This window comes from Aeromonas sp. AE23HZ002T15 (genome assembly GCF_054165525.2).
In genome coordinates this window covers 969,775-992,589 of record NZ_CM201342.1, presented here as the reverse complement: position 1 = coordinate 992,589, position 22,815 = coordinate 969,775, and the positions used below count along the sequence as shown (strand labels likewise).

Genomic DNA, 22,815 nt, shown 5'->3' with positions numbered 1-22,815 from the left:
CATCCGGTCGGTGTTGGGCGGCAAGGGCTTGCCACGGGCGGCAAAGAGGTAGGTTATGGCAGAGTTCGACACCCAGAGCGGGATCAACCTTGGCATGGTGCAGGACGTCCAGAACCTGGACAAGCTGCGCCGCATGAGCCAGAGCAAGGAAGGCAAGGGGGAGGCGCTGATGGCGGCGGCCCGCCAGTTCGAGTCCATCTTCACCCAGACCCTGTTCAAGGGGATGCGCCAGGCCAACTCTGTGCTGACGGAAGGCAATCCCATGAACAGCAGCTACACCCAGTTCTACGAGGGGATGCTGGACGAGCAGCGGGTGGCCGACATGTCGAGCAAGGGGGGGATTGGCATCGCCGAGATGGTGGCCAAGCAGCTGGCCCCCGAGCAGAAGACCTTCACTCACAACGACGGCCGGGTGCTCAGGCTGCCGGAGCGTACCGAGCGGGTCTACAAACCCTACCAGCCCCCCACCTCGGCGCCGAACGATCTGATTGCCGCCTCAAAAGTTGGCAAAGATTTTGCTGATAACGAGATGGGGGGGAGTCAATCGACGGCCAGCTCCCACCGCCGTCGCGCCATTCCCCCCATGGGGCCGGCGCAAGGCATACAGGCCGTGCATCGTGACCGGGCCCTGGACAAGACGGCGCTGGTGTTCGACAGCCCGGAAGAGTTCGTGGACAGGCTGATGCCGCTCGCCAAGAAGGCGGCGGACAAGCTGGGGCTGAGCCCGGCGGTACTGGTGGCCCAGGCGGCGCTGGAGAGCGGCTGGGGCAAGCGGGTCATCAAGGACGGGGAGGGGCAGATAACCCACAACCTGTTTGGCATCAAGGCCGATCCCCGCTGGGAGGGGCCCAAGGCGGTGGTGAGTACCCTGGAGTATGAGCAAGGGGTGGCCTCTCGCCAGAAGGCGGCGTTTCGCTCCTACGAGTCGTTCGAGGAGAGCTTCAACGACTACGTGGACTTCCTCACCTCCGGCTCCCGTTACAAGGGGGCGCTGGCCAAGGTGGACAGTCCGGATCGCTACTTCGAGGCACTGCAGCAGGCCGGTTATGCCACTGATCCCCAATACGCCAGCAAACTGAAACAGGTCTTGCGCAGTGACGCCATCGCCGGCTACTCCGCAAGCAGCAACACAGAGATGGAGTTGTAAGCTATGGCAAGCGATCTGCTTGGAATTGGAACCTCGGGTGTGATGGCCCAGCAGCGGTTGCTGCAGACCACCAGTAACAACATCGTCAACGTCAATAGCCAGGGCTATGTACGTGAGCGTACCCTGGTGTACACCAATTCCGTCGGATTGGGGACGGGGGACATGGTGACCCAGCGGGTCATCAACAGCTATGCCCAGGGGGAGGTGCGCCGCGATACCTCCGCCTACCACGCCTCCGGCAATCGCTACGACCAGCTGTTCCAGCTCGACAGCCTGCTCGGCGACAGCAGCAACAGCGTGGGCACCACCATCACCTCCTATTTCAAGGCATTCCACACCGCCAACGAGTCGCCGGCCGAGATCGGTGGTCGCAAAACCACGCTTAGCGAGCTGAACGGCATGGTGAACAGGTACCACACCCTCTCCGCCCAGCTCGACAAGCAGTCCGACACCATCAACGCCACCATCAGCGACGAGACCGACGGGGTCAACAGCCTGCTCAACAGTATCAACGATCTGAACCAGGCCATCATCCGTACCCAGGGGACGCCGGAAGAGAGCCTGATGCTGTTCGATCAGCGGGACGAGGCGGTGCGCCAGCTCTCCGAGAAGATGGAGATCCGCACCGTGACCCAGCCCAACGGCAGCATGCTGGTGAACATGAGCACGGGTCACTCCCTGGTGCTGGACGGCGGGGTGGCACAGTTCAAGGTGGTCGCGGGCAACCCGGACTCCCGGGACTCGACCCTGCAGCTCACCCTCGGCAACAACAAGGCCGATGTCAACGACAAGGACATAGGTGGCGGCATCGGCGGCCTCTTCGCCGCCCGTCGGGATCTGGAGCCCTCCAAGCGGGAGCTGGGGCAGCTGGCTGCCGCCATGGCGGATGCCATGAACCAGCAAAACCGCCTGGGGATGGATCTGGACAACGAGATTGGCGGGGATCTCTTCTCCCTCAAGCCCAGCCAGGGGCTGCCCTATGGCAGTAACACCGGCAGCGGCGCCGCCAGCGTCAGCTTCGTACCCGGCAAGGGCACCGAGGTGACCACCTTCGATTACGAGGTGCAGTTCAGCAGCGCCACCGGCTATGAGATCTTCTCCATCGATGGCAGCGGCAACCGTACCTCCCTCATGACGGGTACCACGCCGCCCGCCAAGGTGGGCGTGGCGGGGCATGGCATCGAGATCGATCTCTCCGGTACCCCGGCCGCCGGCGACAAGATACTGCTGCAGCCGACCAAGCATGCCGCCGCAGGACTCGAAGCCGCCATCACTCGCCCGGAGGATATCGCGCTGGCTTCCCCCATCAAGGCGGATAAGAACGCTCAGAACATCGGCTCTGGCGAGATAAAGATGACAGGTGTCTACAACACGGGCACAGGCTCGGGTTTTGGTACCAACAACCTGGATCCCGCGGCGCCTCAGGTAGTGAAGATAGACAACAGCGGCAACTACGAAGTCTATGCGGCGGATGGCACCACCCTCATCGGGGTGGCGCCGGCCTCCAGCAAGGGGCAGAACCTGATGGCCGCCCTCGAGAGCCCGCTGGGAGGCCCCAAGGTCTATGCCGATCCCAAGACGGCGCCGGGGTATGACTTCAGCATTACCGGCAAGGTGGAGGCGAAAGACAGCTTCACCCTGAGTTACAACAAGAATGGTTTTGCCGACAACGCCAACGGTCTGGCCCTGGCGGAGCTGCAGAACAAGGAGCTGGTGCGCAAGAACAACAACGCCGCCACCAGCAACGACAAGATGACCTTCAACGACGCCTACAGCGCCCTGGTGACAGGGGTGGGCAACAAGACCAGCCAGGCCAAGACACTGCTGCAGGCCAACGAGGCCAAGCTGACCCAGAGCACCGGCATCTACGAGAGCGTCTCCGGGGTCAACCTGGAGGAGGAGGCGGCCAACCTCATCCGCTTCCAGCAGTCCTATGCCGCCTCGGCCCAGATAGTCAACACGGCAAAGACCATCTTCGACACCCTGCTCTCCTCCGTGAGGTAATCCATGCGCATCACCACCAACATGATCTACGATCGCAACCTGGCCACCATGAGCAAGGTCAGCGAGCGTCAGAACACGGCTTACAACCAGCTGATGACAGGGGACAAGTTCACCCGGGCGGGGGAGGATCCCTCCGGCATGAGCCAGAAGCTGGCCCTGACCAAGGAGATAGATCTCTTCAAGCAGTACGGCGTCAACGGTAGCCTGCTGGAGAACAGCCTGGGCCACGCGGATACTGTGCTCACCTCCATCAACAACGCCATGCTCAGTGCCAAGACCTTGATCCAGAAGGCGAACAGCTCGGCCATGGGCTCCGAGGAGCGCAACGCCATCGCGAGCGAGCTGGAAGGGCTGCAAAAGCAGATGTTCGACCTGATGAACAGCAAGAACTCCCAGGGAGAGTTCATCTTCGGCGGCAACCAGAGCAAGACCCAGCCCTTCGTCAAGGATGCGAGCGGCAACTATGTGTTCCAGGGGGACACGGGCCAGCGCAGCATCCAGGTCTCCCCCACGGTGCAGATCCCGGCCAACGACTCGGGGTTCGATCTGTTCGAGATGGTGGCGACCCGGCGCACCGCCAGCGCCACCAGCGCCAACATCAAGGTGGGGGTGGGGGATCAGGGCAACTTCGAGAGCTTCTATCGCAACAACTATGACTCGTCCCTGGCCAGCAACAGCTTCACGGTGAGCACCCTGGCGGGACCGCCGGCCAGCTATGAGATCAAGGATGCCGGCGGCACCGTGATGCAAAGCGGCGACTACAGCGCGGGCAACAAGATCTCGTTCAACGGGCTGGAGCTGACCCTGGACCTGCCCGCGGGGGGGGCGGATCAGACCTTCGCCCTCGATGCCCCCAAGAACGACAACGTGCTCAACGGCATGTCCGACTTCATCTCGGCCCTGCGCGACCCCAATATCTCGGCGGATGACTTCCAGCTGGCGGTGGCCGATGCCACCACCCACATGAGCAATGCCAGGACCCAGGTCGATCGGGGGCAGGGGGATCTGGGCAGCCGGCTCAACAGCCTGGAGCAGGTGATGAGCTCGAATGATGGCCTCAGCACCCTGAATCAGCAGGCGCGGGCCAAGGTCTCGGAGGCGGACATGTATGAAGTGATCGCGACCCTCTCTAAGGAAGATGCGGCCATGAGCGCCTCCCAGCTCGCGTTCAGCAAGATAAGCCAGCTGACCCTGTTCGACTATATCCGCTGATGCCTGTCCATTGACCGTTGCGCTCCCCTGCGGGGGAGCCTCGCTCACCGCTGCGTCATCTCTTCCATCGTGTTTCCATCTTATCTGCCCTGTTTCCCGCCATTTGTAACAACCCATTGCTGAGTGGCCGTTTGGCTTGACTCGGACCGGCGCCTCGCCGATGATGCCGCCCGCATGGCCCAAGGGCCCTGCCTATTTCGCAGCATCTCGTTAGGCGAGGCTCCTGCATAAACACAGGCCACTGATCTCACGACGTCCAGAGACGCCCAAGATCAGGACAGTTTTCATCGGATTAAGGTGTTAACCCAAGTGGCTTCCGGCATGCCGGATACGTTATGCAGTGCTAAAGCTGGTACGTGGGGATGAATACACGCCGGACGGCGTCATTTCCTGCCTGTTACTCGTCAATCAAATTGCTGTTTTCTTGCAAACGGCGGCCGTATCGGCTGCTTCCGGGCCTGACCCGGGATCACATGAGGACATCTGTGATGAAGAAAACACACACCCTGCTCAACCGTCATCAACTGCTCGATCTCCCCGCCCTGCAGGGCTGGCTTGCCCGCAACCTGGATCCGGTACAGCGGGCCGACCAACTGCTGACCCTGCGGCCGGAAGAGCTCAACTGCATCTTCGATACCCTGCCCACCCCCAAGGGGGCCGAGCTGCTCGTTTCCCTGCCACCGGATTGCGCCGGCAGGCTGCTGCTGCGCCTGCACGCCAGCATAGTCGGCGTGCTGCAGGGGGCCATGCCGCGGCGCGAGCTGCTGGGTATGTTGCGCAAGCTCAATGACGGCGATCGCAACACCTTGCTCTCCCGCTTCCCCGAGTCGGTGCAGTCGGGCCTCTATGCCCTGCTGAACTGGCCGAGTGAATCGGTCGGAGCCAACATGCGCCACGAGTTCCTCTCCATCCATGAGGGGGAGACGGTGGAGAGTGCCAAGCAGCGGCTCCACGACGCCTGGGACAAGGGCCAGCCGTTCCAGCAGCTGTTCGTGGTCAACGGTGATCAGCGCCTGCTCGGCAGCCTCTCTCTCAAGTCCCTGCTCATCGCCGACCCTTCGCGGCCGGTGAGCGAGTTGATGGACCGGGAGGCGGTGCGCATCAATGCCCGGGCGGATCAGGAACTGGCGGCCCGCCTGCTCATTGACCGCGACATCTCGACCCTGCCGGTGGAGGATCAGGGACGATTGGTGGGGGTCTTCCATGTGGACGACGCCGCCGACATCCTGGAGCTCGAGTCCACCGAGGATGCGGAGCTGCAGGGGGGCTCCTCGCCGCTGGATATTCCCTATCTGCAGGCGACCCCCTGGCAGCTGTGGCGCAAGCGGGTGGGCTGGCTGCTGATCCTGTTCGTGGCGGAGGCCTATACCGGCACCGTGCTGCGGGCCTTCGAGGAGCAGCTGGAGGCGGCCATCGCCCTGGCCTTCTTCATTCCGCTTCTGATCGGCACCGGCGGTAACAGCGGCACCCAGATCACCACCACTATAGTGCGCGCCATGGCGGTGGGAGAGGTGAGCATGAGGAACCTCGGCACAGTGCTCAAGAAGGAGCTCTCCACCGGTCTGCTCATCTCCATGGCCATCGCCCTGGCGGCCTGGGTGCGGGCCTGGAGTCTGGGGGTGGGTCCCGAGATCGGCATGGTCGTGACCCTGACCATCATCGCCATCGTGCTCTGGAGCGCCACCGTCGCCTCCGTGATCCCCATGGTGCTGCGCCGTTTCAAGATAGATCCGGCCGTGGTCTCTGCCCCCTTCATCTCCACCCTGGTGGATGGTACCGGCCTCATCATCTACTTCGAGATCGCCAAGTTGCTGTTGCCGGAGTTGCACTGAGCAGGCAAGCAAACCCACGATAAGAAAAGAGGCAGCCAATGGGCTGCCTCTTTTGTATCGGGAGAGGGGGTTTAGCTCAGTTGAAACAGCAGGGGCCAGCCCTGCTCCTGGCAATAGCGGTGCTCCTTCTCCAGGTTCTGCATCAGCAGGCGGTTATCCTCGCACCACTCGGTCGGCAGGGTGACCACCAGTTGATCCCCGGCGGCCAGCACCTTCAGCGGCGGCAGCAAGTTGTCCTGACGCCTGTGGTGGGCCGCCACCGCGAGGCGCAGGATGCGGATGCAGCGCAGCACCGTCTGCTCGTCGTGGTTGGGCAGGGCGGGCAGCTCCGAGAGCTTGAGTCCCTTGCGCTGGAAGCGCACCAGGGCCGCCAGCAGGGCCTGATCGTCCTGGTTGAAACCGGGAAGATCGGTGTTTTGCAAGATGTAGGCTGAGTGTTTGTGGATGCCGCTGTAGTTGATGGCAAGGCCAATCTCGTGCAGCCGCGCCGCCCAGCCGAGGATGGCGCGGTAGGGCTCGATAGGCATCTGCCAGGGATCGCTCAGGGCGTCGAACAATGAGAGCACGCTCTGCTCGACCCGGGCCGCCTGGCGCTTGTCGATGCGGTAGTGGCTGATGAGGGCGAGGGCGGTGCGCTCGCGGATGTCGTGGTGCTGCAGCCGCTCCTCGAACTCGTACAGCAGGCCCTCGCGCAGGGCGCCGTCAGAGTACTCCATCCGCTCGATGGGCAGGGAGGTGAAGAGGCCGAGCAGGATGGCGACCGCGGCGGCGAACACCCCCTGGCGCTCCTCGGTCAGACCCGCGAGTTTGAGCTGATCGACCCGCTTGTGCTTGAGCATCTCGGCTTTGAGGCGCTCGAGCCCCGCCAGGGTGATGCTGCCATCGGTCCACTCTTCCCCCTGCAAGACGTCGCGCACGGTGCGAATGGAGCCAGAGCTGCCGAGGCAGCTCTGCCAGCCGAGCTTGCGGTACTGGTTGACGATGGGGGCGAGCTGATGCTGGGCCTCCAGCACGGCGTTGTTGAAGGCTTTCTCGCTCAGCTTGCCGTTGGCAAAGAAGCTCTGGGTGAAGCTGACGCAGCCCATCTTGCGGCTGGTGAGGGCCTTGTGGTCAAACCCCTCGCCGATGATGAGCTCTGTACTGCCACCGCCGATGTCCACCACCAGCACCTGGCCTTCGATATGCTGGGTGTGCGCCACCCCCTGATAGATGAGGCGGGCCTCTTCCTGGCCGCTGATGATCTCGACCGGGTGGTTGAGCACCTGGGCCGCCTCGCGCACGAAGTCGCGGGCGTTGCTGGCGCGGCGCAGGGTGTAGGTGCCGGCGATACGGATCTGATCCGGCTTGATGTTGGTGAGGCGCTCGGCGAACAGGCCTAGGCAGTCGAGGCCGCGGGCCATGGCCTCCTCGGACATGCGGCGCTGCTCGTCCATCCCCTCCGCCAGCCGGACCCGCTCCTTGATGCGATCGACGATCTGCATCCGCCCCTCTGCGAGGCGGGCGATGACCATGTGAAAGCTGTTCGAGCCCAGATCGACAGCGGCGTACAGACTATTGTCCATGGTTTGACTCTATGCGTTTGAGATAATCGTAAATCGCCACCTGAGAACGAACCTTGCGGCGGTTGCCCCGCTTCACGTATTCGTTGCTCTGGTCGGCATCGATGACCCTTGCCTTGCAGGTGTCGCCCAACTGCAACTGGAGGATGTCCAGGATCCGTTGTTTCAGGCGTTCGTCGTAGATGGGGGTGCCCACCTCGATGCGGCCGTCGATGTTGCGGCTCATCCAGTCGGCGCTGGAGATGAACAGCTGGGGATTGCCCTTGTTGTGGAACACCATGACCCGGGGGTGCTCGAGGAAGCGATCTATGATGCTGATGACCTGGATGTTCTCGCTCAGCCCCGGCACCCCGGGGCGCAGGGCGCACATGCCGCGGATGATCATCTGGATGGGCACCCCGGCCTGGCCGGCCGCATAGAGCCGGTTGATGAGATCCCTGTCCACCAGGTTGTTGATCTTGAGGGTGATGCCGCTGGGCTGCCCCGCCTTGGCGTTGGCCAGCTCGTTGTCGATGAGACGATAGAGCTGGCGACGGCTGTTGATGGGGGAGACCAGCAGGTGGTTGAACTTGTAGCGCCTATAGGGGTACTCGATGTACTCGAACACCCCCTCCACCTCGGCGGTGATGTCCGGGTGGCGGGTCAGCAGGGAGAAGTCGGTGTAGATCTTGGCCGTCTTCTCGTTGAAGTTGCCGGTGCCGATGTGGGCGTAGCGCACCGCCTCCCCGTGCTCGTGGCGAGTGATGAGGCAGAGCTTGGAGTGGATCTTGAGGCTGGGCACCCCGAACACCACCTTGACCCCGGCATCGGTGAGGATGTTGGCCCAGTCGATGTTGGCCGCCTCGTCGAAGCGGGCGCGCAGTTCCACCACGACAGTCACCTTCTTGCCGTTGTTGGCGGCGTCGATGAGGGAGTGGATGATGCGAGACTTCTTGGCGACCCGGTAGATATTGATGCGAATGGCGCTCACCATGGGGTCGAACGCCGCCTGGCGCACCAGCTCAGTGAAGTGATGGAACTTGTGATAGGGGTAATAGAGCAGTATGTCCTGCTTGGTGATGGCGTCGAAGGCGTTGACGAAGCCGTCGAAGTCGTGGCAATCGAGGGCCGGCAGCTTGGGGTTTTCCAGATAGTCCCGGCCCACGTTGGGGAAGCCGATGAAATCCTTGAAGTTGTGATAACGGCCGCCGGGCATGATGGCGTCGTAAGAGCTTATCTGCAGCTTGAGCTTGAGGAAGCTAATCATGGCGGCGGGCATCTCCCGCTCGTAGACGAAGCGTACCGGCATGGCGGTGAGGCGCTGTTTGAGGCCATCACTCATCTTGTCCACCAGGCTGAGGTCCAGCTGGTCGGAGAGATCGTACTCAGCGTCCCGGGTCAGCTTGACCGCATAGGCCGCGATCTCGTCGTAGTCGAAGAAGCCCTTGAAGATCTCGTCCAGACAGAAGCGGATGACGTTGTCCAGGATGATGATCTGTTTCTTGCGGCGGGTGCCTTCCGGCGGCAGCTGGAAGAAGCGGGGCAGATCGTCGGTGGGGACCTCCACCAGGGCGTACTGGATCACCTGGCCGGCTTTTTTCATCTCGACGGCGAGGTAGGTGTGCTCGTCCTTCAGGAACTTGACCGGGTTCACTTCCTTGTTCAGCAGGATGGGAATGATGTGGCGCAGCACCTTCTCCTTGAAGAAGATCCGCAGCCACTGCTGGATGGCGTCGGAGAGCTGGTTCTCGTTGACCAGGAAGATGTTGTGGCGGGCGAGGGCGATCAGCAGATCCTTGTAGGTGTTGTCGAACGCCTCCCCAAGGGCCATCACCTTCTGCTGGATGGCGCGCAGCAATACCTTGGCCTCGTCGTCACCGCCGTGCACCTCGTTGATGAGGATGCGGCGCTTGACGTCCGAGACCCTTACCTTGAAAAACTCATCCTGATTGGAGGAGAAGATCCCGAGGAAGCGGACCCGCTCGATGAGGGGGACCGTCTTGTCCATCGCCTCTTGTAACACCCGTTCATTGAATGAGAGCCAACTCAGCTCTTTCTCTTCATACTGCTTGTCGGTGCTCATATGTGCCTCTGTGATCAGCTTGCGTCTGGGCGGCAGTTATGGGGTCAAACCATGACAAATTTATGACAGCCAGCGCTATTCGGTGAGGTCTTGATCGATATCGACCACCAGATCATCGGAGAGGGACTCCAGCGCCTGGATGAGGGCGTCCAGCTCGAGCTGGGGGGGCAGGGCCACCAGGGCATGGGCATAGAAGAGGGGGGCGCCGGAGTGGGGCGCAGGCTCGCAGCCCGTGGTGAGATCGGCCACGTTGATGTTGAGCTGGCGCAAGATGCTGGCCACCTCGTGGACTATGCCGGCCCTGTCGTTGCCGGTGACACTCAGCATTACCTGGCGGGCGGGTTCCGGGCTGAGCTGGCCTTCGGCGAAGCTCACGGTGAGGCCGGGCAGCATCACCAGCGCCTCGCACAGGCTGCGATAGTGCTCATCGGGGACGCTGACGTGCAAGATACCGGCAAATTGTCCGGCCAGCTCGCTCATGGAACTGGCCAGCCAGTTCCCTTGCTCATGGCTGATGGTATTGGCCAGGCTCTCGACGATACCCGGCTTGTCTGCCCCGATGACGGTGACCACCAATTGCTTTTGCATCCTGCTCTCCTTTGAATGAGTTCCACCAGCATTGTGCCTGCTGTGGCAGGTCATATGAAGCCCCGTCACGCGTAAATCCCATGAAAAACACCGATACCCGCGATCGCCGTTCGCGGGGCTATGCGTGTCGTCGCCCCCCTGTGTTAGAGTGGCGCCCCTTCTCTCTCATTTTGTGAACTGGACAGTGCCCTCATGAATACCCTTGTCGTATCGGGATTGGTGTTATTGGTGCTCCTGCTGCTGGCGATCTTCTGGTCCCGCGGCAAGCAAGGCAAGACGTTGCCCTATGATCTGCAGGAGACCCTGTTCAGCCCGGCGGAGCGCTCCTTCCTCGGGGTGCTGGATCTCGCTGTGGGTGACAAGGCGCGGGTTTTTGCCAAGGTGCGGGTGGCGGACGTGCTGACGCCGGAGGCGCGCATGGGCAAGAGCAAGTGGCAGCAGGCTTTCAACAAGATCAGCGCCAAGCATTTTGACTACCTGCTCTGCCACCCAGGGGATCTCTCCTTCCTCTGCGCCGTCGAGCTCGATGACAGCTCCCACCGCCACCAGAAGCGCAAGGCGCGGGATCAATTCCTGAAGGAGGCCTGTGACAGCGCCGGCCTACCGCTGCTGCAGATCCCCGCCAGCAGCCACTATCAGGTGGAGGAGCTGCGCGAGCAGCTGTTGCCGCTGCTCTCCAGGGCGGTGACCCCCACCGAGGATCTGCTGCCCGGTGAGCGCCGCGAGCCGACCTTCAATCCGTTGCAACTCGACGGGGTGGACTTGAGCGAGAGCCATCATGGGCACAAGCTGGGCAGCCCGCAGCCAGACCCAGCTCCGGCGGCACCGGGGAAGGGGCTGCCGGAACCCGAGCTGCTGGACAACCTGTTCAGCGATCCGGATGACGAAGAGGAGCATCCCAAGGCGCAGCCCCACTGCCCGCGCTGCGATGCCCTGCTGGTGGAGCGGGAGGCCAAGAAGGGCCCCCATGCCGGTCGTCTGTTCCTGGCTTGCAGCCGTTTCCCGGCATGCCGTTACGCCGCTCCCCGGGAGCAGATGCGTCACTGAGTCTCCAAAAGGGCCCCCTTGCGGGCCCTTCCTCTTTTTTACCGACTTTCCCCTGTCATCTTCTCTCCCTGTTCCTCGGGCAAGATGCCCACACCGTGATCCCGCCCACAGAGGGACGGGTCAGATGCGACACTTTTTGACAATCCGCCAGAATTTTGGCACCTTGTGCATCTCGACAAAATGGGCGATGCATCGACACGTCCAGATTAAAATAGTTAAAAAACAATAAGTTATTTCAGAGGCTTCGACAGGATGGATATGATGGCGATGGGGGTATTGATTGTCGATGCCGATGAACAGCGGCGTCAGCAACTGGGTACTGTGCTCTCCTTCATGGGGATCCCCTGGCAGGAGGTGGAAGAGGCCGAGCTCGACATGGCGGTGGAATCCTCGGGTCCCTTGCAAGGGATCCTGGCGGGCGAGCTGCTTGAGCGCCCCCTCGTCGAGCTGCTCGGCGCCTTCCCCCGTATTCCCTTCCTCTCCCTGCAGCAGGCGGATCACTCCAACAGCAACTTCATCGGTGGCAGCGACGAGCCCTTCACCTATGAATCCCTGACCCGCCATCTGCACTTCTGTCAGGCCTTCCTCTCCCTGCATCCCCGCCAGCAACTGCACGACAAGGGCCAGGCCCTGCTGCGCCTGCTGGTAGGCAAGGGGAGGGGCATTCAGGAGGTGCGCCGCCTCATCGGCCAGGTGGCCGAGACCGACGCCAACGTGCTGATCCTCGGTGAGTCCGGGACCGGCAAGGAGGTGGTGGCCCGCGCCATCCATGAACTCTCTGCCCGAAGCCAGGGCCCCTTCGTCCCCATCAACTGCGGCGCCATCCCGGCCGAGCTGCTGGAGAGCGAGCTGTTCGGCCACGAGAAGGGGGCCTTCACCGGTGCCATCGCCGCCCGTCGCGGTCGCTTCGAGCTGGCCCAAGGCGGCACCCTCTTCCTCGACGAAATAGGCGACATGCCGCTGCCCATGCAGGTCAAGCTGCTGCGGGTGCTGCAGGAGCGTCAGTTTGATCGGGTCGGCGGCGGCAAGCCGGTGCAGGCGGATGTGCGAGTCATCGCCGCAACCCACCGAGATCTGGAGGCGATGATCCGCACCCAGGTGTTCCGGGAGGATCTCTACTACCGCCTCAACGTCTTCCCCATCGAGACGCCCCCCCTGCGCGAGCGCTCGGACGACATCCCCCTGCTGCTGCAGGAGCTGCTGAACCGCCACGCGGAGCAGCACAAGGGCATCATCCGCCTGACCCAGCGCGCCATGGAATCCCTGATGCAGTACCCCTGGCCCGGCAATGTGCGGGAGCTCTCGAATCTCATCGAGCGGCTGCTGATCCTGTACCCGAACCAGATCGTCGACGTGGCGGACTTGCCCGGCCGCTACCGGTTGCTCCCCTGCGAGCCGCGGGACGAGCGCCTCACCGAGATGGATGAGCGGGACGCCCTGGCCGCCGTGTTCCAGAGCCCCCCCGAGCTGGAGACCCCGGTCGCCGTGGCACTGCCCATGCAGCTGCCCCAGGAGGGGGTCAATCTCAAGGAGATGCTGGCGGATCTGGAGGTGGAGCTGATCCGCCAGGCCCTGGAGTCCCAGGACGGGGTGGTGGCCCGCGCCGCCGACCTGCTCAGCATGCGCCGCACCACCCTGGTGGAGAAGATGAAGAAGTACGGCATGAGCAAGGAAGCCTGAGGTCAAGGCTTTGACGCCTGACTTCAACATATTGATATTAAACAGATATTTTAATGGCATGGAAATTGAATAGGCTTACCCCAAACCCAGTTTGAGGTCAGGTTTATGACAATTCTCCAGCAGGACAATCCGCTCCAGTCTCACGAGGTGAGCCAGCTCTACGCCATCTTCCAGGCACTGCCGACCGGCGTGTTGCTGCTGGACGGGGAGGGCTGTATCACCCGCGCCAACCCGGCCGCCCTGGCGCTGCTGGGGGAGCCGCTGGAGGGTCAGCCCTGGCGCGAGATCATCGCCCGCAGCTTCCAGCCCCGTGAAGACGACGGCCACGAGATCTCCCTGCGGGATGGGCGCCGGGTCCAGCTCTCGACCCAGCCCCTGGCGGATCAACCCGGCCAGCTGGTGTTCATCACGGATCTCACCGAGACCCGCCAATTGCAGGACAGGGTCAACCACATGAAGCGGCTGTCTGCCCTCGGCAACATGGCCGCCTCCCTGGCGCACCAGATCCGTACCCCCCTCTCCGCCGCCATGCTCTATGCGGCCAACCTCGCGAACCGTACCCTCAAGCCCGAATCCCGCAGCCAGTTCCAGCAAAAACTGATGGCTAGGCTCCAGGATCTCGAAAAGCAGATCAACGACATCCTGCTGTTCGCCCGAAACGGCGACAACCAGGTGGTGGCCCCGGTCTCGGTACAGGGGTTACTGGCTGAGGTGCAGGCGGGGGCCGAGGCCTTCTGCCAGCAGCAGGGCTGCACCCTGCACATGGAGACTCCCGAGCCGGATCTCTGCCTGCTCGCCAACAACAGCGCCCTGGCAGGGGCCATCAACAACCTGATCGCCAACGCCCAGCAGGCCGGTGCGACCTCTCTGCTGGTGAGTGCGGTGCGCCGCGGCGCCCGGGTGGAGCTGCGGGTGCTCGACAACGGCAAGGGGATGCCCGCCGCCTTGCTGGGCCAGATCTTCGAACCCTTCTTCACCACCCGCTCCCAGGGCACAGGCCTCGGTCTGGCCGTGGTGCAATCCGTGGTGCGGGCCCATCAGGGGGAGGTCAGCGTCGCCTCCGTGCCCGGTGAGGGGACCTGCTTTACCCTCTCCTTCCCCCTGCATCAGGCCGTGGTGCGCCTTGGAGGTGTGGCATGACTCAGGCCCGTATTCTGGTGGTGGAGGATGACGGCGGCCTGCGCGAGGCCCTGGTGGATACCCTGCTGCTCGGCGGTTATGAGTGCCGCGAGGCCGATAGCGGCGAGCGAGCCCTGCTGGCGCTCTCTCGTCAGAGCTTCGACATGGTCATCTCGGACATCCAGATGGGGGGCATGGACGGCCTGACCTTGCTGGCCAACATCCGCCAGCAATATCCCCAGGTGCCCGTGCTGTTGATGACCGCCTACGCCAACATCGACGGCGCCGTGCGGGCCATGCGGGAGGGGGCCATCGACTATCTCGCCAAGCCCTTCTCCCCCGAGGTGCTGCTGAACCAGGTGAGCCGCTACGTGCCACCCCAGAAGATAGAGAAGCGGGCCGTGGTCCATGGGGATCCCAAGACCGCCGAGCTGTTCCAGCTGGCGACCCGGGTCGCGCGCAGCGAGGCCACCGTCATGGTGACGGGCCCGAGCGGTACCGGCAAGGAGGTGCTGGCCCGCTACATTCACGACAACTCCAACCGGGCGGAGCAGACCTTCATCGCCATCAACTGCGCCGCCATTCCGGAGAACATGCTGGAGGCGACCCTGTTCGGTTACGAGAAGGGGGCCTTCACCGGCGCCGTGCAGGGCTGTCCCGGCAAGTTCGAGCAGGCTCAGGGCGGTACCCTGCTGCTCGACGAGATCACCGAGATGGATCTCGGCCTGCAGGCCAAGCTGCTGCGGGTGCTGCAGGAGAAAGAGGTGGAGCGGCTCGGCAGCCGCAAGATGATCCCGCTGGACGTGCGGGTCATCGCCACCAGCAACCGGGATCTCAAGAAGGCGGTGCAGGATGGCCTGTTCCGCGAGGATCTCTACTACCGCCTCAACGTCTTCCCCCTGCGCTGGACGGCGCTCTGGGAGCGGCCCGGCGACATCATCCCCCTGGCGGAGCACCTGCTGGCGCTGCACGCCAGCCAGATGGGGCTGCCAGCCCCAAGGCTCAAAGAGAGCGCCAAGTCACGGCTGCTGGCCCACCCCTGGCCCGGCAACGTGCGCGAGCTCGACAACGTGGTGCAGCGCGCCCTGATCCTGAGCCCGGACGGGGTGATCGGGGAGCCCGAGCTGTTGCTGGAGGAGAGCGACGAGGACATGAACGAGGCCCTGCGCCCGCTGGAGCGACCGGCCGCGAGCGAGGGGCTCGGCAGCGAGTTGAAATTGCAGGAGCACCAGATCATCCTGGACACCCTGCAGGAGTGCAACGGCAGCCGCAAGGCGGTGGCGGATCGGCTCGGCATCAGCCCGCGCACCCTGCGCTACAAGCTGGCACAGATGCGGGACGCCGGCATCGAGCTGCCCGCCTGACACTCGCCCTCCTGCGCCGTGGCCTTGCTGGCCCGGCTCGATTATCATGGGGACCTGATGTTCCGTATCCGGGCTAGCGCCGCCATGGCCGGCGCCAGCCCCTGTTAGGAGACCCCCATGATCTCTCATCGAAAACTGGAAACCCTGCTCAACCACCTGCTCGAACCCCATGCCATCAAGGACTACTGTCCCAACGGCTTGCAGGTGGAGGGGCGTGAGCGCATCCGCAAGGTGGTGACCGGCGTCACCGCCAGCCAGGCCCTGCTCGATGCGGCTGTGGCGGTCAACGCCGACGCCATCCTGGTCCATCACGGCTACTTCTGGAGCGGTGAACCGGCCCAGGTAACCGGCATGAAGCAGCGTCGCCTCAAGACTCTGCTGACCCACGACATCAACCTGTTCGCCTATCATCTGCCACTCGACGTGCACCCCGAGGTGGGCAACAACGCCCAGCTCGCCAGGCTGCTCGGCATCAAGGTGCGCCGTGGCCTGGAGCCCTGGAACAGCAAGAGCGTGGCCATGGTGGGCAAGCTGGAGGAGCCCATGAGCGGGCCGGACTTCGCCAAGTTGATTGCCGAGCGCCTCGGCCGCGAGCCGCTCTATTGCGGCGATACTGGCCCCGAGCTTATCCGCTCCGTGGCCTGGTGCACCGGCGGCGGCCAGAGCTACATCAATCTGGCGGCGGAGCAGGGCATAGATGCCTTCATCTCCGGCGAAGCCTCCGAGCAGACCATCCACACCGCCCGCGAGATGGGCATGCACTTCTACGCCGCCGGCCATCACGCCACAGAACGCTACGGCGTCAAGGCGCTGGGGGAATGGCTCGCCACAGTGCATGGGCTGGATGTCACCTTTATCGATATCGATAACCCGGTCTAAACCTGTCCACGATCTTGCTGGGAAGCCGTGATCAAGACCCATGTGCTGCTCGCTTATGTGCAGGAAAGAGTGCTCATGAATTCATATACGCTCCGGTTTCTGCGCAGCTCTTCACCTTGCTGACGACTTCTTGCAGCAGGTCGTGAACAGGTTCAAGCCCGCGTCTGTTGTGGGAAAATTCGGGAAATAAAAAGGAGGCCATGGGCCTCCTTTTTCACAGGTCGAATCGGATCGGCTTATTCGCTGGCATAACCCGCAGAGCCCAGCGCCACACCATCCAGAATGGCCGCGCCCTCCTGCATCCGCAGGCGCCCTTCACAGAACCACTGCACTACTAGTGGGTAGATGCTGTGCTCCTGGGCCTGCACCCTGGCCGCCACCTCGTCTGCGTCATCCCCTTCGAAGATGGGCACGCGGGCCTGCAGGATGACGGGACCGCCATCCAGCTCCTCGGTGACGAAGTGGACGCTGGCACCGTGTTCACTGTCACCGGCGTCGATGGCGCGCTGGTGGGTGTGCAAGCCTTGGTACTTCGGCAGCAAGGAGGGGTGGATATTGATCATCTTCCCGGCGAAGTGGCGTACCAGATCGCCGCTCAGGATCCGCATAAAGCCCGCCAGCACCACCAGATCCGGCTGATAGCCCGCCATCAGCCCCTGCAGGGCGAGATCGTAATCCTCCCGGCAGGCAAACTGCTGCTGAGCCAGCACGCTGGTGGCCACTCCGGCCTCCTGGGCACGCACCAGCCCATAGGCATCGGCCCTGTTGCTGATGACGCCGACCACCTGACCCGCAATCTTGCCGCTGGCGCAATGGTCCAGCACGGTTTGCAGGTTGCTGCCGTTGCCGGAGATCAGCACCAGGATGCGTTTCATCGGAGAGGTCATTTGGCTGTTGATCCGGTCATTCATTGAATGATGACCTGCTCCTCACCATCGGCCGCCTTGGCGATGTGGCCGATGTGCCAGGCGTTCTCGCCCTCTGCCTTGAGCAGGGTCAGGGCCTTCTCCAGCTGATCCGCAGGCAGGGCGATGATCATGCCGACTCCGCAGTTGAAGGTGCGGTACATCTCGTGGCGGGTGACGTTGCCGGCCTGCTGCAGCCAGCTGAACACCGCCGGCCACTGCCAGCTCTGCTCGTCGATCACCGCCTGGGTGTTGGCGGGCAGCACGCGGGGGATGTTCTCCCAGAAGCCGCCGCCGGTGATGTGGGACAGGGCGTGAATTTCGCACTCCTTGATGAGCTTGAGCACGGGTTTCACGTAGATGCGGGTCGGCTCCAGCAGGGCATTGGCCAGGGTCGTATCCCCCAGCGGCTGATGCACGTCGGCCTTGGAGACTTCCAGGATCTTGCGCACCAGGGAGAAGCCGTTGGAGTGGGGGCCGCTCGCGGCCAGGGCGATCAGGGCATCCCCGTCACCGACCTTGCTGCCGTCGATGATCTCGCTCTTCTCCACCACGCCGACGCAGAAACCGGCGATGTCGTAATCTTCCCCTTCATACATGCCCGGCATCTCGGCGGTTTCGCCGCCCACCAGGGCGCAGCCGGACTGCTCGCAACCGGCGCCGATGCCGGTCACCACGGCGGCGGCGGTGTCCACATCCAGCTTGCCGGTGGCGTAGTAGTCGAGGAAGAACAGGGGCTCGGCGCCTTGGACGATCAGATCATTGACGCACATGGCCACCAGATCGATGCCGACGGTGTCGTGTTTCTTCAGATCGATGGCCAGACGCAGCTTGGTGCCCACCCCGTCGGTGCCCGAGACCAGCACCGGCTCCTTGTAGCCAGCAGGGATCTGACACAGGGCCCCAAAGCCGCCAAGACCACCAAGGACTTCAGGACGACGAGTGCGTTTTGACACGCCCTTGATACGTTCAACCAGTGCATTGCCGGCATCGATATCCACGCCAGCATCCTTGTAGCTCAGTGAGGTTTTGTCAGTCACGCGTATTCCCCGTCATATAAACAAGTGGAGGGTAAAATTCGGGGCGTATTCTAACAGTGGGAGGGTAAAAGCAGAAAGGAAATCGTTTGCGCGTTTTTGCGCGGAAATGCTCTACAAGCGGCGGCTTTTGTTGTATGATTCCGCGATTTTTTTGCGGCAGTTAGAGGAGATAATAATGAAAGTCGTTGAAGTCAAACACCCCCTGGTCAAGCACAAGATCGGTCTGATGCGTGAAGGCGATATCAGCACCAAGCGTTTCCGTGAACTGGCCAAAGAAGTGGGCAGTTTGTTGACCTACGAAGCGACCTCTGACTTCGAAACGGAGAAGGTTACCATTGATGGCTGGAACGGGCCAGTAGAAGTTGACCAGATCAAGGGCAAGAAGGTCACCGTCGTGCCCATCCTGCGTGCCGGTCTTGGCATGATGGACGGTGTGCTCGAGCACATGCCGAGCGCCCGCGTCAGCGTGGTCGGCGTCTACCGCGACGAAGAGACCCTGCAGCCGGTGCCCTACTTCGAGAAGATCGTCAGCAACATCGAGGAGCGTCTGGCCCTGGTCATCGATCCCATGCTGGCCACCGGCGGCTCCATGATCGCCACCATAGATCTCCTCAAGAAGAAGGGCTGCCAGTCCATCAAGGTGCTGGTGCTGGTCGCCGCCCCCGAAGGCATCAAGGCACTGGAAGCCGCTCACCCGGACGTGGAGCTCTACTGCGCCTCCATCGATCAGGGTCTGAACGAGAAGGGCTACATAGTCCCGGGTCTCGGCGATGCCGGTGACAAGATCTTCGGCACCAAGTAAGTCCTGATACTCTCTCCGTGAAGCCGGCCCAGCGCCGGCTTCACGCTTTTTGGTGCTGCACCGGCCGCTCGCCTTGCTGAGAAAGCGGCCTTGCCGCTACCATAAGCACCATCTCCCATTTCGAGAATCTTCTTTATGCTGAAACGCTTAGCAACACTTCTCTGCTGTTGTCTGCCCTTGGTGGTGTCGGCGGCCCAGGTGAGCGATCTCTATCAGGGCAAGGCGCCCACCAGTGGCGACACGGCCGCCGCTCAGTCCCAGGCGCTGGGGGAGGTGCTCATCAAGGTGAGCGGCAAACGCGACATCCTGACCCAGCCCGAGGTGGTCAAGGCGCTGGCGGCGCCGGCGGACTATGTGCAGCAATATGGTTATCAGGACGTGGGGCCGGTCAAGTTCCTCAAGGCGGACTTCAACGTCGCCAAAGTCAACGCCCTGATCGGTCAGAGCAAGTTTGCCCTGCTCGGGCCCGCGCGCCCGCAGATGGCCATCTGGCTGGTGCTGGATCAGGGGGAGCGCCGCATCCTGGCGGATCAGTCCAGCGATGGTTGGGCCGCTGCCCTGCGGGCCCAGGCCCAGGCCATGGGGCTGCCGGTGAGCATCCCGTTGATGGATCTCGATGACAACATGGCGGTCAACGCCACCGACGTCTGGGGCCGCTTCGCCGATCCCATCCTCGCCGCGAGCCAGCGCTACGGCGCCGAGATGGTGGTGCTCGGCAAGCTGACCCCTGACGATAAGGAAGAGGGCAAGTGGAGCATCGACTGGGGTCTCTACGGTCCCAAGCAGGGTGCCCAGACCGGCGGTGAGCTGACCGAGCTGACCAAGGGTGCGGGTTCCGGCACTCAGGCCGAGGTGGCGCAAGGGTTTGCGGATGCTCTGGCCGGCTGGCTGGTGGAGCACTACGGCTCACGCATCTCTGGGGTCGTCTCCAGCCAGGTGCTGGTGGTGGAGGGCCTCTCCGGCATCGATGGTATGATCCAGTTGCAGAAGATGCTGCAGGGCATGGCCACGGTCACCAAGGTGACGATCGGCCAGCTGGAAGGGGACAGGGTCACCTTCAACCTCACCCTGCAGGGTGACAAGGCCGAGCTGGTTCGGGGTCTGCAACTGGAGAGCCGGCTGCGCCAGGTTGAAGACAACGAGCAGGGCCTGCGCTATCAATGGTCGCAGCCCTGATCCTGAACGGGATCCTGACCCTCTCCACAGGATGGGAGGCGCGCCACTCATGGTCGCACCCTTGATCCTGAATGAGGATCCCAACCGCCCGGCCGAGAGTTTCTGTGCGGTTCTCTGTGCGGTTCTCTGAGCGATCTGAGGCGTAGACGCCTGTGTTACTTATGGCCACATCCTTGATCCTGAATGATGATCCTAACCGCCCGGCCGAGTCCGGGCGGTTCTCTATCTGCCGCTTGGGTGGTACACTTGGGCACAAATATCACAGTCAAAGCCCAACGAGTGAAGCAACCGGCCCAACTGTCTTTAGCCGTACAATTACCGGATGATGAAACCTTCGTCAGTTTTTATCCCGGCAACAACGCCCATCTGATCACCGCCCTCAAGAACGCGGCCATCGGTCAGGGCTCGCCTTTCCTCTATTTCTGGGGTGCCAAGGGCTCGGGGCGCTCTCATCTGCTGCACGCCACCTGCGCCGAGGTCAATGCCCGCGACGCCGCCGCCGCCTATCTCTCCCTCGATCAGTTCGAGAAGCTGGATCCCAGCATGCTCGACGCTCTCGAGAGCCTGCCCCTGGTCTGCCTCGACAGCCTGGAAGCCATCGCCGGCAACGCCCTGTGGGAGCGGGCCCTGTTCGATTTCTACAATCGCTGGAAGGAAAAAGGCGAGGGGACGCTGGTGGTCACCGGTTGCAGCGCGCCGCGCAAGCTGGGGCTGCAACTGCCGGATCTCGCCTCCCGCCTCGACTGGGGGGTGAGTTTCCACCTGGACGAGCTGGATGACGAGGGCAAGCTCAGCGCCCTGCAGCTGCGCGCCGAGCTGCGGGGCTTCAAGCTCCCCATCGACGTGGGCCGCTTCCTGCTCAACCGGCTGTCGCGCGACATGCGCACCCTGCTCACCACCTTGAATCAGCTAGACAACGCCTCCTTTCGCGCCAAGCGCAAGCTCACCATTCCCTTTGTCAAAGAGATCCTCGAACTCTGATCCCGCGCTGACATGGCCTGGGGCTGACTCTCGACAGGGTGAGAAAAAACACCAAAAGAAACCCCGGCACCAGGCCGGGGTTTTTTATTGCCATCGGCAAGTCATCAGTGGAACTGATCTTCTTCGGTGGAGCCGGTCAGGGCGGTCACCGAGGACTGGCCGCCCTGGATGACGGTGGTGACCTTGTCGAAGTAGCCGGTCCCCACTTCCTGCTGGTGTGCCACGAAGGTGTAGCCCCGCTCGGCGGCGGCGAACTCAGGCTGCTGCACCATCTCGACGTAGTGCTTCATCCCCTCGCCACGGGCGTACTGGTAGGCCAGCTCGTACATGTGGAACCACATGTTGTGGATACCCGCCAGGGTGATGAACTGGTACTTATAGCCCATGTCGGACAGCTCCTGCTGGAAGCGGGCGATGGTGGCATCGTCCAGGTTCTTTTTCCAGTTGAAGCTCGGGGAGCAGTTGTAGGCCAGGATCTTGTCCGGGTACTGGGCCTTGATGGCTTCGGCAAACTTGCGTGCCTCGTCCAGATCCGGCTTGGCGGTCTCGCACCACACCATGTCGGCATAAGGGGCGTAGGCCAGGCCGCGGGAGATGGCCTGCTCGATGCCGGCCTGCACCTTGTAGAAGCCCTCGCTGGTGCGTTCACCGGTCAGGAAGCCTGCATCGTACGGATCGGCGTCCGTGGTCAGCAGGTCCGCCGCGTTGGCGTCGGTACGGGCGATCACCAGGGTGGTGGTGCCGCAGACGTCCGCCGCCAGACGGGCCGCGATCAGTTTTTGCACCGCTTCCTGGCTCGGCACCAGCACCTTGCCACCCATGTGGCCGCACTTCTTGACGGAGGCCAGCTGATCCTCGAAGTGCACGCCGGCGGCGCCCGCCTCGATCATCCCCTTCATCAGCTCAAACGCGTTCAGCACGCCGCCGAAACCGGCCTCGGCATCCGCCACGATCGGCAGGAAGTAGTCGATGAAGCCCTTGTCCTGCGGCCCCACCTTGTTGGCCCACTGGATCTGGTCGGCGCGGGCGAAGGAGTTGTTGATGCGCTCCACCACGGACGGCACAGAGTTGGCCGGGTAGAGGGACTGATCCGGGTACATGGTGGAGGACAAGTTGTTGTCCGCCGCCACCTGCCAGCCGGAGAGGTAGATGGCCTCGATACCCGCCTTGGCCTGCTGCACCGCCTGACCACCGGTCAGGGCGCCGAGGCAGTTGACGTAGCCTTTCTTGGCGCCGCCGTGGATCAGTTCCCACAGCTTGTCGGCACCGCGCTGAGCCAGGGTGTGCGCCGGCTGCAAGCTGCCGCGCAGGTTCACCACGTCTTCGGCGCTGTAACCGCGCTTGATCCCTTTCCAGCGGGGGTTTTCCGCCCAGTCTTTCTCGATAGCCTGGATCTGTTGCTCACGGGTCAGTGCCAT

At 62.9% G+C, this 22,815-nt stretch carries 18 protein-coding genes and 1 riboswitch; of the genes, 12 read left to right on the top strand and 6 right to left on the bottom strand.

Going from position 1 to position 22,815, the window contains the following annotated elements; all coding sequences use genetic code 11:
* The first annotated feature begins 55 nt into the window (after nucleotides 1-55).
* The 4 genes from flgJ (at nucleotide 56) to mgtE (ending at nucleotide 6,195) form a co-directional block, all read left to right on the top strand.
* Nucleotides 56-1,147 carry a flagellar assembly peptidoglycan hydrolase FlgJ gene (gene flgJ / locus ACT5M9_RS04490; protein WP_457981395.1) on the top strand — a complete coding sequence of 364 codons (1,092 nt, stop codon included), beginning with the start codon at nucleotides 56-58 and terminating at the stop codon, nucleotides 1,145-1,147.
* Nucleotides 1,148-1,150: 3 nt separating this feature from the next.
* Nucleotides 1,151-3,151, top strand: a complete 2,001-nt coding sequence (locus ACT5M9_RS04485; protein ID WP_457981396.1) for a FlgK family flagellar hook-associated protein — start codon at nucleotides 1,151-1,153, stop codon at nucleotides 3,149-3,151.
* Nucleotides 3,152-3,154: 3 nt separating this feature from the next.
* Nucleotides 3,155-4,363, top strand: a complete 1,209-nt coding sequence (flgL, locus tag ACT5M9_RS04480; protein ID WP_457981397.1) for a flagellar hook-associated protein FlgL — start codon at nucleotides 3,155-3,157, stop codon at nucleotides 4,361-4,363.
* Nucleotides 4,364-4,562: 199 nt separating this feature from the next.
* A riboswitch (M-box (ykoK) riboswitch) is annotated at nucleotides 4,563-4,732 on the top strand.
* A 119-nt stretch (nucleotides 4,733-4,851) separates the two neighbouring features.
* Nucleotides 4,852-6,195 (top strand): magnesium transporter, encoded by a 1,344-nt coding sequence (mgtE, locus tag ACT5M9_RS04475; protein ID WP_457981398.1) that lies wholly within the window; start codon nucleotides 4,852-4,854, stop codon nucleotides 6,193-6,195.
* Between the two features lie 71 nt (nucleotides 6,196-6,266).
* Here mgtE and ppx read toward each other — a convergent pair whose 3' ends face one another.
* The 3 genes from ppx to ACT5M9_RS04460 all read right to left on the bottom strand — a co-directional run bounded on the left by ppx (nucleotide 6,267) and on the right by ACT5M9_RS04460 (nucleotide 10,404).
* Nucleotides 6,267-7,757: an exopolyphosphatase gene (gene ppx, locus ACT5M9_RS04470; protein ID WP_457981399.1), complete on the bottom strand. Its 1,491-nt coding sequence runs from the start codon at nucleotides 7,755-7,757 to the stop codon at nucleotides 6,267-6,269.
* Nucleotides 7,747-9,816 (bottom strand): polyphosphate kinase 1, encoded by a 2,070-nt coding sequence (gene ppk1 / locus ACT5M9_RS04465; RefSeq protein WP_457981401.1) that lies wholly within the window; start codon nucleotides 9,814-9,816, stop codon nucleotides 7,747-7,749. Before ppk1 ends, ppx begins: the two co-directional genes overlap by 11 nt.
* 75 nt (nucleotides 9,817-9,891) lie before the next feature.
* Nucleotides 9,892-10,404 carry a glycine cleavage system transcriptional repressor gene (locus tag ACT5M9_RS04460; RefSeq protein WP_457981402.1) on the bottom strand — a complete coding sequence of 171 codons (513 nt, stop codon included), beginning with the start codon at nucleotides 10,402-10,404 and terminating at the stop codon, nucleotides 9,892-9,894.
* Between the two features lie 192 nt (nucleotides 10,405-10,596).
* Here ACT5M9_RS04460 and ACT5M9_RS04455 point away from each other — a divergent pair, with 192 nt between their 5' ends.
* The 5 genes from ACT5M9_RS04455 (at nucleotide 10,597) to ACT5M9_RS04435 (ending at nucleotide 16,493) form a co-directional block, all read left to right on the top strand.
* Nucleotides 10,597-11,451, top strand: coding sequence for a DUF2726 domain-containing protein (locus ACT5M9_RS04455; RefSeq protein WP_457981404.1), 855 nt, complete (start codon nucleotides 10,597-10,599; stop codon nucleotides 11,449-11,451).
* Between the two features lie 258 nt (nucleotides 11,452-11,709).
* The gene (locus tag ACT5M9_RS04450) at nucleotides 11,710-13,131 is read left to right on the top strand and encodes a sigma-54 dependent transcriptional regulator (protein WP_457981660.1); all 1,422 of its coding nucleotides are present in this window, start codon (nucleotides 11,710-11,712) and stop codon (nucleotides 13,129-13,131) included.
* Between the two features lie 105 nt (nucleotides 13,132-13,236).
* Entirely contained in the window at nucleotides 13,237-14,271 is a 1,035-nt protein-coding gene (locus ACT5M9_RS04445) for a sensor histidine kinase (RefSeq protein ID WP_457981406.1), read from the top strand.
* Nucleotides 14,268-15,614, top strand: a complete 1,347-nt coding sequence (locus ACT5M9_RS04440; RefSeq protein ID WP_457981407.1) for a sigma-54-dependent transcriptional regulator — start codon at nucleotides 14,268-14,270, stop codon at nucleotides 15,612-15,614. The genes ACT5M9_RS04445 and ACT5M9_RS04440 overlap by 4 nt, the downstream gene beginning before the upstream one ends.
* A gap of 117 nt (nucleotides 15,615-15,731) precedes the next feature.
* On the top strand, nucleotides 15,732-16,493 hold the full coding sequence (locus ACT5M9_RS04435) for a Nif3-like dinuclear metal center hexameric protein (RefSeq protein WP_457981409.1): 762 nt from the start codon (nucleotides 15,732-15,734) through the stop codon (nucleotides 16,491-16,493).
* Between the two features lie 236 nt (nucleotides 16,494-16,729).
* Here ACT5M9_RS04435 and purN read toward each other — a convergent pair whose 3' ends face one another.
* Together purN and purM are read right to left on the bottom strand one after the other, a co-directional pair.
* Entirely contained in the window at nucleotides 16,730-17,368 is a 639-nt protein-coding gene (gene purN, locus ACT5M9_RS04430) for a phosphoribosylglycinamide formyltransferase (RefSeq protein ID WP_457981410.1), read from the bottom strand.
* Between the two features lie 32 nt (nucleotides 17,369-17,400).
* Nucleotides 17,401-18,438 (bottom strand): phosphoribosylformylglycinamidine cyclo-ligase, encoded by a 1,038-nt coding sequence (gene purM, locus ACT5M9_RS04425; protein WP_042870525.1) that lies wholly within the window; start codon nucleotides 18,436-18,438, stop codon nucleotides 17,401-17,403.
* A gap of 175 nt (nucleotides 18,439-18,613) precedes the next feature.
* Between purM and upp the strand changes: the two genes are divergently transcribed.
* The 3 genes from upp to hda all read left to right on the top strand — a co-directional run bounded on the left by upp (nucleotide 18,614) and on the right by hda (nucleotide 21,397).
* Nucleotides 18,614-19,240 (top strand): uracil phosphoribosyltransferase, encoded by a 627-nt coding sequence (gene upp / locus ACT5M9_RS04420; RefSeq protein ID WP_100859262.1) that lies wholly within the window; start codon nucleotides 18,614-18,616, stop codon nucleotides 19,238-19,240.
* Between the two features lie 135 nt (nucleotides 19,241-19,375).
* The gene (locus ACT5M9_RS04415; RefSeq protein ID WP_457981413.1) at nucleotides 19,376-20,416 is read left to right on the top strand and encodes a DUF8605 domain-containing protein; all 1,041 of its coding nucleotides are present in this window, start codon (nucleotides 19,376-19,378) and stop codon (nucleotides 20,414-20,416) included.
* Nucleotides 20,417-20,695: 279 nt separating this feature from the next.
* Complete coding sequence (hda, locus tag ACT5M9_RS04410) at nucleotides 20,696-21,397, top strand: DnaA inactivator Hda (RefSeq protein ID WP_438548921.1); 702 nt, start codon at nucleotides 20,696-20,698, stop codon at nucleotides 21,395-21,397.
* A gap of 104 nt (nucleotides 21,398-21,501) precedes the next feature.
* On the opposite strand, the gene aceA is transcribed toward hda, so the two are convergent.
* Entirely contained in the window at nucleotides 21,502-22,815 is a 1,314-nt protein-coding gene (gene aceA, locus ACT5M9_RS04405; RefSeq protein WP_438396653.1) for an isocitrate lyase, read from the bottom strand.